General features: G+C 41.5%; 6 protein-coding genes. 5 read left to right on the top strand and 1 reads right to left on the bottom strand.

Annotation, left to right across the window (positions count from 1 at the left end; genetic code table 11):
• Positions 1 to 120 precede the first annotated feature (120 nt).
• On the top strand, positions 121 to 2,661 hold the full coding sequence (locus tag H7T99_RS10245) for a bifunctional 2',3'-cyclic-nucleotide 2'-phosphodiesterase/3'-nucleotidase (RefSeq protein WP_037604082.1): 2,541 nt from the start codon (positions 121 to 123) through the stop codon (positions 2,659 to 2,661).
• Between the two features lie 42 nt (positions 2,662 to 2,703).
• On the opposite strand, the gene nrdI is transcribed toward H7T99_RS10245, so the two are convergent.
• Positions 2,704 to 3,162: a class Ib ribonucleoside-diphosphate reductase assembly flavoprotein NrdI gene (nrdI, locus tag H7T99_RS10240; protein WP_022496522.1), complete on the bottom strand. Its 459-nt coding sequence runs from the start codon at positions 3,160 to 3,162 to the stop codon at positions 2,704 to 2,706.
• Positions 3,163 to 3,330: 168 nt separating this feature from the next.
• On the opposite strand from nrdI, the gene H7T99_RS10235 reads away from it, so the two are divergent.
• The 4 genes from H7T99_RS10235 (at position 3,331) to ilvA (ending at position 11,514) form a co-directional block, all read left to right on the top strand.
• On the top strand, positions 3,331 to 5,550 hold the full coding sequence (locus H7T99_RS10235; protein ID WP_037604083.1) for a RelA/SpoT family protein: 2,220 nt from the start codon (positions 3,331 to 3,333) through the stop codon (positions 5,548 to 5,550).
• 12 nt (positions 5,551 to 5,562) lie between these two features.
• The gene (dtd, locus tag H7T99_RS10230) at positions 5,563 to 6,006 is read left to right on the top strand and encodes a D-aminoacyl-tRNA deacylase (RefSeq protein ID WP_002889739.1); all 444 of its coding nucleotides are present in this window, start codon (positions 5,563 to 5,565) and stop codon (positions 6,004 to 6,006) included.
• Positions 6,007 to 6,391: 385 nt separating this feature from the next.
• Positions 6,392 to 10,153 (top strand): glycoside hydrolase family 66 protein, encoded by a 3,762-nt coding sequence (locus tag H7T99_RS10225; protein ID WP_037604084.1) that lies wholly within the window; start codon positions 6,392 to 6,394, stop codon positions 10,151 to 10,153.
• A gap of 110 nt (positions 10,154 to 10,263) precedes the next feature.
• Complete coding sequence (gene ilvA, locus H7T99_RS10220; protein ID WP_037604085.1) at positions 10,264 to 11,514, top strand: threonine ammonia-lyase IlvA; 1,251 nt, start codon at positions 10,264 to 10,266, stop codon at positions 11,512 to 11,514.
• Positions 11,515 to 11,737 lie beyond the last annotated feature (223 nt).

The following is an 11,737-nucleotide window of genomic DNA, read 5'->3' as shown; positions in this document are numbered from 1 at the left end:
TATGGTAAGATGGGAGTAGCTCATAGTGTTTCCTCGGGTTCTGTTTGTGTGGTTACTTACAGTTTACACCAATGAAAGGCTATGAGTTTTTTTGTTGCACTATATTTTACAATTTATCTAATGAAAACGAATCGTTATGTGACTCAATCTGCCGTGGTTTTGGGCCTTTTTGCTCTTTTGACTGTGCCACAAGTCCTAGGTCAAGCTGATGAGGCAACGGCACCAGTACCAACGACCTCAACTGAAACTGTGACAGATAGTGGAGCTGCTACCGTATCAGGACAAGGCACTTCAGGAACAGTTGTTCAAGGAGGGACAGAGACTGTATCTCCTACATCAACAACAGTAGCTGCAAATGCATCTGCAGAGTCATCAGCTAATACCTCGACGGCCCAAGCAAGTCAAGAAGCCAGTGCTGTTTTGACGAATGCCAATCAGGTGACACCAGCGGTGCCAGTACAGGCTGAAACTGTTACAGAGCCTGCTCATGAGGGGCAGACTGTTGATATGCAGATTTTGTCAACAACAGACCTTCATACCAACTTGGTTAACTATGATTATTATCAAGATAAGCCGTCTCAAACAGTTGGTTTGTCTAAAACTGCTGTTCTTATCAAAAAAGCCCGTGAAACTAATCCCAATACGGTCTTAGTGGACAGTGGGGATACGATTCAGGGAACTCCTTTTGGGACTTATAAGGCTTTGATTGACCCTGTTGCCCAAGGTGAGACTCACCCTATGTACAAGGCCTTTGAGATGCTGGGTTACGATGCCGAAACACTTGGAAACCACGAGTTTAACTATGGTCTAGAATTTTTGGATCGTATGGTTAAGGCTGCTAAGATTAACATTATCAATGCCAATGTGCGTAATGCTCAAACAGGTGACTACTATTACAACCCTTATAAGATTGTTAACAAGACCTTTACTGATACAGACGGCAAACAGGTAACGCTAAAAATCGGTATTACTGGTGTCCTTCCAACACAGATTTTGGTTTGGGATAAGGCCAACCTTGAAGGTAAGGTAACTGTGGATGATCCAATGGAGGCTGTTAAGGCTATCGTTCCTAAGATGAAGGCTGCAGGAGCTGACTTTATCCTTGTTGCTGCTCACTCTGGTATTGGTGACAATGAATACACTAAGAATGAGGAAAATGAAGGTTACCAAATTGCTGGTATCGAAGGTGTTGATGCTGTTGCGACAGGGCATTCTCATGCGGATTTCCCAAATGGAGATGGTACAAGTTTTTATGCGAAATACCCTGGTGTAGATGATGTCAATGGTCTCATCAATGGGAAACCTGTGGTTATGGCTGGTAAATTCGGAGATCATCTAGGCATCATGGATGTCAAATTGACTTACACGGATGGTAAATGGAAAGTTGTTAACAGTAAGGCCAAGCTTGAAAAGATTGATACTAAGTCAGATGTTGCGGACAAGGACTTAATTAATATGGCTGCTCATGACCATAATGGAACAATCAACTATGTTCGTAAGGAAGTTGGTGAGACTACTGCACCAATTACTAGCTATTTTGCTCAGGTTCAGGACGATCCATCTATTCAAATCGTTAATAATGCACAACTATGGTATGCTAAAAAACAAGTAGCGGGAACAGCAGATGCGAATCTTCCACTCCTCTCAGCTGCAGCACCTTTCAAGGCGGGGACTCGTGGGGATGCGACCTACTATACCGATATTCCAGCAGGACCATTAGCCATTAAGAATGTCGCGGACCTCTACCTCTACGACAATGTTACTGCCCTACTCAAGGTGACTGGTGCACAAATAAAAGAATGGTTGGAAATGTCTGCAGGACAGTTCAATCAAATTGATCCTAATAGCAAAGAGCCACAACAACTCATTAATAGTAGCTATCGCTCATACAATTACGATGTGATTGATGGGTTGACTTATAAGTTTGATTTGACACAACCTAACAAATACGATCGTGAAGGTAAGTTGGTTAACCCAGATGCTAGTCGTGTTCGTGACTTGACTTATCAAGGTAAACCCATTGATTTGAATCAGACTTTCCTTGTCGTGACTAACAACTATCGTGCGACTGGTAACTTCCCTGGTGTTAAGGATGCTGCAGAAAAACGTCTCCTCAATCTTGAGAATCGTCAGGCAATCATTGATTATATCGTTAGTGAGAAAACGATTAACCCAACGGCTGATGGAAATTGGAGTTTCGTTCCTAATATTACGAATGCAGATATCCGTTTTGCCTCATCTGACAATGCACGTGCCCACCTTGCTGGTCAGGATGCCATTAGTTATGTAGGACCATCAACACAAGCAGGATTTGCAGAGTACCGCTTTGTTGTTAAGGAAAAGGCAAATCAAGTTGAGGATACGACTAAGAAAGAATCTGAGAAGTCACCAAAAGGTGTTGAGATGGCAGACCAAACTAAGCATGTGAAACCAAATGCTACTGCAGTTGCTAGCATGGCTAAACCTGCTTCAGCTATCCAATTGTCAAACGCTCAAGTCGTTATCTTACCTCAAGATCAAGTGCAAGAAACTCAAGGTTCAAGTTCAGTTAAGGCCTTGCCAAACACTGGTTCAGACGAATCTATGTCAGCAACTTTAGCTGGTATGGTTCTTATGACCTTGGCTGGATTCTTTGGAATCAAAAAACACGAAAAAAATTAAGCAAAGGAAAAAGCCCCTGTCAGGGGCTTTTTTGCTGTAGTTTTAGCGTTGGTTAAAGTTCTTTTGTGCTTCTAGAATAATAGGTGCCAGACGTTCGATATCAGACTGTGTGCCACGAAGCTCAAAGTCTCCCAACATAGGGAAGCCAAAACGTTGACTGTATTGTTTGGCGGTTAGGCAGTACTGGTTATTGAAGTTACGGTTACCAGAACCGATGATACCAAAGCAACGTTTGTGGTTATCATGGGCTGCGATAAAATCTCCCAGTGGATTGGTTAGGATTTCGACATCTCCATTGTCCACGCCATTTCCACCTTCAAGGTAGGTTGGCAAGAGTGCGACAAAGGGTTCATCTACTTGGAAGGTTTCATGATTAAGCTCTTTAATATTGATTTGGCGACATTCAATCCCGTGGTTGAGGGATAGGTAGTCAGACATACGTTTGACAAAGCTTTGGGTATTGCCACTTAGACTAATATAAACGAGGGTAAGTTGAGACATAAGCGTCCTCTTTCTATCTATATCTTGTGTTTGCTCAATCATTCTAACACAAGATGTTGTGCTTTTCAAGTTAGCTCCTTGTGATTAAGAATTGCCTATCTAGCTCTTTTTCTTTACTTGTAAAAGTGATAAAATAAAGGTTATTATAAAGAAGCGAAGGAAGAAATCATGGCTAAAGATAAAAATGTAACAGGAGAAGAAATTTTAGACATTTGCTCGGCCTACATGTCAGCAGATGATTTGAAATTAGTTGAAAAAGCCTGGCATTATGCGACAGATGCTCATAGTGGGCAATCTCGTCAGTCAGGAGAACCTTATATTATTCACCCTATTCAAGTGGCAGGTATCCTGGCAGACCTTCATCTTGATGCAGTGACAGTAGCCTGTGGTTTCTTACACGATGTCGTTGAAGACACCGAAAAAACGCTCGATGATTTGGAAACGGATTTTGGTACGGATGTACGAAATATCGTAGACGGTGTTACTAAGCTTGGTAAGGTTGAGTACAAGTCCCACGAGGAGCAGTTGGCTGAAAACCACCGTAAGATGCTTATGGCCATGTCTAAGGATATCCGTGTCATCTTGGTTAAATTGGCCGACCGTTTACACAATATGCGTACCCTAAAGCATCTTCGCAAGGATAAGCAAGAGCGCATTTCTCGTGAAACCATGGAAATCTATGCTCCTTTGGCTCACCGTCTGGGTATCAGTCGTATCAAATGGGAATTGGAAGATATGTCCTTCCGTTACCTTAATGAGGTGGAATTCTACAAGATTTCTCACATGATGAAGGAAAAACGTCGTGAGCGTGAGGAACTTGTGGACGAGATTGTCGATAAAATTAAGACCTACACAGCTGAACAAGGACTTGTTGGTGATGTTTATGGTCGTCCAAAGCATATCTACTCTATTTATCGTAAGATGCGCGACAAGAAAAAGCGCTTCGATCAAATTTATGATTTGATTGCCATCCGTTGTGTTATGGAGACGCACAGTGATGTTTATGCCATGTTGGGATATATTCATGAGCTCTGGCGTCCGATGCCTGGCCGTTTCAAAGACTATATTGCCAATCCTAAATCCAATGGTTACCAGTCTATCCATACAACGGTTTATGGACCAAAAGGACCTATTGAAATCCAAATCCGTACCAAGGAAATGCACCAAGTTGCCGAATACGGGGTTGCAGCTCACTGGGCTTACAAGAAAGGGATTAAGGGCAAGGTAGATTCAAAAGAGTCCGCTTTGGGAATGAACTGGATTAAAGATCTTGTTGAACTTCAAGATGCCTCAAATGGTGATGCTATGGGATTTGTAGACTCTGTTAAAGAGGATATCTTCTCAGAGCGTATTTATGTCTTTACGCCAAATGGTGCTGTTCAGGAATTGCCTAAAGATTCAGGACCTATTGACTTTGCCTATGCTATCCATACCCAAGTTGGAGAGAAGGCTACAGGTGCTAAGGTTAATGGCCGTATGGTTCCCTTGACTGCCAAACTTAAGACAGGTGATGTGGTTGAGATTGTCACTAATGCCAATTCTTTTGGTCCTAGTCGTGACTGGATTAAGATGGTCAAGACAACCAAGGCCAGAAATAAAATTCGACAATTCTTTAAGAATCAGGATAAGGAAGCTTCTATCACCAAGGGTCGTGAGCTTTTGATTGCCTACTTCCAAGAGCATGGCTATATTGCCAATAAGTACCTAGACAAGAAACATATTGAGGAAATTCTCCCTCGTATGAGTGTGCGTAGTGAAGAGGCTCTCTATGCCGCTGTTGGCTTTGGCGAAATTAGTGCTGCTGCTGTTTTCAATCGTCTGACAGAAAAAGAACGCCGTGAGGAAGAGCGTGCTAAGGCAAAAGCTGAAGCTGAAGAGCTAATGAACGGTGGCGAGGTTAAGACTGAGAAGAAAGAAGTTCTTAAGGTTAAGAGTGAAAATGGCGTTATCATTCAAGGTGCTTCAGGTCTCCTCATGCGTATCGCTAAGTGCTGTAACCCAGTTCCTGGAGATGAGATTGAAGGTTACATTACCAAGGGTCGTGGTATCGCTATTCACCGTTCAGATTGTAATAATATCAAGAGTCAAGAAGGTTATGAACAACGTTTAATCGAAGTGGAGTGGGATGAACGTAATGCCAATAAATCTTATTTGGCAGAGATTGACATCTATGGCCTTAACCGTTCTGGTCTGTTGAATGATGTTCTTCAAATCTTGTCAAATACGACCAAGAGCATCGCTACGGTCAATGCGCAACCGACTAAGGACATGAAGTTTGCCAATATTCACGTTAGCTTTGAAATTGCAAACCTTATTGAATTGACCGGTCTAGTGGATAAGATTAAAATTATCCCAGACGTTTATAGCGTTAAACGTACAAATGGTTAAGGAGTTACTGCGATGAAGATTGTGATTCAGCGCGTGCAAAGTGCCTCTGTGGTTATTGAGGATTCTACGGTTGGTGCCATTAAACAGGGGCTCTTACTCTTGGTCGGAGTTGGTCCAGAGGATACCAAAGAGGACCTAGAGTATGCAGTTCGTAAGATTGTCAATATGCGTATTTTTTCAGATGAAGATGGCAAGATGAATCTTTCTGTTAAGGATATTGATGGCCAGATTTTGTCGATTTCTCAGTTTACGCTTTTTGCAGATACGAAAAAAGGGAATAGACCAGCATTTACGGGAGCTGCAAAGCCTGACATGGCTAGCCAGTTCTATGACGATTTCAACCAATCCTTGTCAGCTCATGTTCCTGTAGAAAGAGGACGCTTTGGTGCAGATATGCAGGTTAGTCTGGTCAATGACGGACCTGTGACCATTATTTTAGATACTAAAAATCGATAAACAAACCATTTCTCGCCTTGTGTGAGAGGTGGTTTTTTTTACTCTCATCGTATGGGCAATTTAGGTGCTCGATTTTCATTATTTGGGATTTATTTTTGTTATTTTAAGTAGGCTTAACCAAGTGAATATTTAATGAAATTAGAAAATGTTTTTCTCAAATTTCTGAAAAAATCTGACCATTCATGATGAAAAAATTACCGTTTACGAGGATTGCCGGAAATTCCCTTGTCTTACAAAAAAGATTAAGTTAACATTAGTTTCATAAGAAACACCAAGCGATTTTTATGAAACTAAAAAATAACTCGAGTTCACAGCATGCAAATACCAATAGTGATAATTTGAAACGCCGAGGTGATTTAAACTTTTTTTAGAGGGATAGAGAGATATGTCAAAGAAAGTAGCGTCAACTAAATTATTATCAGGGTTGTTTGTAGCCGGCGGTGTCCTAGGGATGAATCAGGTCGCCAAGGCAGATAGCATGGTCAGTTCAGAAGCAACAAAACCAGTCATTACAACTGAAGCAGATAACTTGGTGGTGGTACCAACGGAGGCAGTTGCTCCAGTTGCGACAACAGAAGTAGGTCCATCATCTGCCGCTGTTGCGACAGATACTGCAACAACAGCAACAGCTTCTACAATATTTTCACAAGCTGTGTCAGCAGAGAGTGCTAGCTCAGAAATGCTTGTAGCCAGTGAAGCACTAGATCCTGAGTCAGCTGCTGTGGAAACCATCACATCATCATCTGATAATGCTACTGAAGCAGGACGCCATTCAACTGCTCAAGTGACACCAGTTACAGAAGTGACAGAGCAAAACTTAAATGGTGATGCTTACTTGACAGATCCAGAAACAACAAAAGCTGCTTATAGCAAGACAGATGGTGATATTAACTATTCTGTTGTTGTGTCTAATCCAACAGCAGAAACTAAGACGATGACTGTCAACTTGACACTTCAACATGCTTCAGAGATCATCGGTCAAGATAACGTTGACCTTACGCTAGCGGCAGGAACCTCAGCTAAGGTTTCAAACTTGATAGTAGCGTCAGAGTGGTTGACAAACAATACAGGTTACTTGGTGACAATCAGTGTCAACGATAAATCAGGTAGTACTTTGTCAAGCAAGCGTGCTGGCTTGTCTGTTGAAGATGATTGGACAGTTTTCCCACGTTACGGTATCGTAGCAGGTTCGCCAACTAATCAAAACAGTATTCTTGTTAAAAATCTTGAAGCCTACCGTAAAGAGCTTGAGCTCATGAAGTCTATGAATATCAATTCATATTTCTTCTATGATGCTTATAATGAAGCTACAGATCCTTTCCCAGAGGGTGTCGATAGCTTTGTTCAAAAATGGAATACCTGGAGTCACACTCAAGTTGACACTAAGGCTGTTAAAGAATTGGTTGATCAAGTTCATAATTCAGGTGCTGTTGCCATGCTTTATAACATGATTTCAGCAGATTCAAATCCAAAGAATCCGGCCCTTCCACTTGCTGCTTTGGCTTATAACTTCTACGATAGCTTTGGTAAGAAGGGTGAACCGATGACTTACACTATCGGTGATAACCCAACTCAAGTTTACTATGATCCGGCGAATCCAGATTGGCAAAAATACATCGCAGGTGTCATGAAATCAGCTATGGATCGTATGGGATTCGATGGTTGGCAAGGTGATACAATTGGTGACAACCGTGTGACTGATTATGAGCACCGTAACAGTACAGACGAGGCTGACTCACACATGATGTCTGATTCATATGCGTCATTTATTAATGCCATGAAGGACCTCATCGGTGAAAAGTACTACATCACAATCAATGATGTTAATGGTGGTAATGATGATAAACTAGCCAAGGCACGTCAAGATGTTGTTTATAATGAGCTTTGGACAAATGGTGGTTCAGTTATTCCAGGACGTATGCAGGTTGCCTATGGTGATTTGAAAGCACGTATCGATATGGTACGCAATAAAACTGGTAAATCACTTATCGTTGGTGCCTACATGGAAGAACCAGGTATTGACTATACTGTTCCTGGCGGAAAAGCAACTAACGGTGCGGGTAAAGATGCCCTTGCTGGTAAACCATTGCAAGCTGACGCGACACTTCTCGTAGATGCGACAGTAGCTGCAGCCGGTGGCTATCACATGTCCATTGCAGCCCTTGCCAATGCTAATGCAGCCCTTAACGTTCTTCAAAGTGCCTATTACCCAACGCAATACCTCAGTGTAGCTAAGGACACTATTCGTAAGCTTTACAATTACCAACAGTTTATCACTGCTTATGAAAATCTTCTCCGTGGTGAGGGTGTGACAAACAGCACTCAGTCCGTATCTACCAAGAATGCTTCTGGTGAAATCCTTTCTAAAGATGCTCTTGGTGTGACAGGAGATCAAGTTTGGACATTTGCTAAATCAGGAAAAGGTTTCTCAACTGTTCAAATGATTAATATGATGGGCATCAATGCGGGCTGGCATAATGAAGAGGGTTATGCGGACAATAAAACACCGGACGCACAAGAAAATCTCACAGTTCGTCTTAGCCTAGCAGGTAAAACAGCTCAAGAAGCTGCTAAAATTGCCAATCAAGTCTATGTGACGTCACCAGATGATTGGGCAACTTCAAGCATGAAGAAGGCACAAGCAAGTCTTGAAACAGATGAAAATGGTCAACCAGTGCTTGTCATTTCAGTTCCTAAACTAACTCTTTGGAACATGCTCTATATCAAGGAAGACACAACAGCAACACCGGTAGAACCAGTTATCTTGAAACCAGTTACTAACCAAGCTGGTAAGAAAGCAGATAATACCGTAACATCTGAAGCAAGCTCAGAAACAGCTAAATCAGAAAATTCAACAGTAAACAAAGGTTCAGAGGCTCCAACTGATAAGAAACCATCTGTTGAAGCTCCTAAACTCGATGAAACAACTAAACCAGCACCATCAGTTGACGAGTTAGTAAACTCAGCAGCTGTTCCAGTGGCGATAGCTGTGTCAGAGACCGCACATGATAAGAAAGATGACAACTCAGTATCTAATACGGATCAAGGTACAGTAGCGTCAGATTCAATCACTACACCAGCTTCAGAGGCTACAAGCACAGCTGCCTCAACAGCCTCATCAGAAGTATCAGAAAGTGCAATAGTATCATCGGAAGCATCAGAAACTGAAAATAGTTCAGAAGCATCAACTTCAGAGTCAGAAATTCCAACGACGACAGCAATTTCAGAATCACATGCAGTAGTTGAACCAGTGGCTTCTTTGACAGAATCAGAGAGTCAAGCAAGCACTAGCCTTGTTTCAGAAACTACAAGCACAATTGTCTCAGTTGCTCCGTCAGAAGTATCAGAAAGCACAACAGTATCATCGAAGGTCTCAGAAACTGATATTATCTCAGAAGCATCAACTTCAGAGACTTCAGCATCTGAATCAGAGAATTCAATCAGCACAGTCGTTTCAGAATCAGAAGTAGTTGAAGAACCAGCTGTTTCATTGACAGAATCAGAAAGTCAAGTGAGCACTTCAGAAGTGACTTCGGCGATTTCAGAAACAGTAAGCACATCAGAGGAAGTCGTCCTTGATGGACTATCAGAAAACATCAATAGTTGGAATAGACTCTCTGTAGCTCCTCGCGTCTCAGAAACCTTACCAAGTACTTCTGAAACGATTACAGAAGCAGCATCACTCTTTAGCAACTATGCAAGATATTCAGAAACAGCAAGCTCAGAATCTCACTCTATGGTAGCAGCTTCTTCAGAAGTTTCTATTGAAAAATTAGCAGTATCTATCTTGAAAGATACTGAGGGTGGCTTGTACGATGCAACAACAATCAGAAATATTGTTGAGATGATTGATAGTATTACAACAAATGTCAGCTATACTCGCAGTAGCCGTCAAGACCTTGTCAATACAGCTTCGTCAGATAACACTTACAGTGGTAGTCAAGATCTTAACCTTGCAAGTAAGACAACGACGCAAGCAGGTGAAAAAGGAACAACTGAAGACCTTAAGGCTACAATTGCTAAAACAGCAAAATCTCACAAGTGGGGAGAACATGCTGTAGCCATCCTTACAGCTATTGTCCTTGCAGGTGCGGCAACCCTTGCAGCTCTCCGTAACTTCTTGATGTCAAAAAAAGTTGATAAATAATAAGAAGAACTCTTTGTGTAAACAAGGAGTTTTCTTTATACTGGCTGCTATTTTTTCTGAAAATTGTGATACAATAGAAATGGTTTGAATATTGTGTCAAAGGAGAGCCAATGATTACTGCAAATGATATCGTAAAGGCTAATGAAGTCTTAAAAAACGTGGTGGAACGCACACCACTAGATTTTGATCGCTACCTATCTGAAAAATACGGGGCGACCATTTATATTAAAAAAGAAAATATGCAAAAGGTACGCTCTTTCAAATTGCGTGGAGCCTACTATGCTATCCATCAATTGAGTGATGAGGACAAGGCGCGTGGTGTGGTTTGTGCATCAGCCGGAAACCATGCTCAAGGGGTTGCCTACACTTGTAACGAGATGAGAATTCCGGCAACCATCTTTATGCCAGTAACAACGCCTCTCCAAAAAATTGGTCAAGTCCGTTTCTTTGGTGGCAAGTTTGTAACAATTAAATTGGTGGGAGATACCTTTGATGCTTCTGCTCAAGCAGCACAGGAATATACCAAGTCTGAAGGCATGACTTTCATTGATCCATTCGACGATTATAATGTCCAAGCGGGTCAAGGAACAGTTGCTTATGAAATTTATGAGCAGGCTCAAGAGGAGGGTGTTTCCTTCGATAGTATCTTGGTTCCAGTAGGTGGCGGAGGCCTTATCTCAGGTGTGGCTACTTATATCAAGGATGTGGCACCATCTATGGAAGTTATTGGTGTTGAGGCTAGTGGTGCTCGTAGTATGCGTGCTGCCTTTGACCGTGGTTATCCTGTAAAACTCGAAGAAATTGATAAGTTTGCGGATGGGATTGCTGTTCAAAAGGTAGGTGTCAAGACCTATGAAGTTGCACGTAAATATGTTGACCGTCTCTTGGGAGTTGATGAAGGCTTGATTTCAGAAACCCTAATTGATATGTACTCTAAGGTTGGTACCATTGCAGAACCCGCAGGTGCAGCATCAGTAGCAGCTTTGGAAGTGATTAAAGATGAGATTAAAGGAAAAACCATCGTCTGCATCATTTCAGGTGGTAACAATGATATCAACCGTATGCCAGAGATGGAAGAACGTGCGCTTATCTACGATGGCATCAAGCATTACTTTGTGGTTAACTTCCCACAACGTCCTGGTGCCCTTCGTGAATTTGTAAATGATATCTTGGGACCAAATGATGATATCACTCGTTTTGAGTACATCAAACGTGCTAATAAAGGAAAAGGTCCAGTTCTCATTGGTATCGCTCTTAGTGACAAGAACGATTATGATGGACTTCTCGATCGTCTTTCAGCCTTTGACCCAAGTTATATCAACCTTCACGGTAACGAAACACTTTACAATATGCTTGTCTGAGGACAGGTTCACATAATGAAAAAAGAATCGACGAAAGTCGGTTCTTTGTTTTTATTAAGAATAAAAACAGAATGCTAAAAATATGTTTAACAAAACAAGGTTATTTATTCATATTTTATTCACTTTAAGAACCCCTTTTTATTTTTAAATATAAATATTAGATTAGAAAGAAAAAACATAATTGTTTTCTGTAAATAAGTCATGAGTAGATAAGGTGTTATAA

The sequence above is a fragment of the Streptococcus sp. 17.1 genome, assembly GCF_016648655.1.
GTDB classification, from domain to species: domain Bacteria; phylum Bacillota; class Bacilli; order Lactobacillales; family Streptococcaceae; genus Streptococcus; species Streptococcus salivarius_E.
This window is presented reverse-complemented; position numbering and strand designations above follow the sequence as displayed.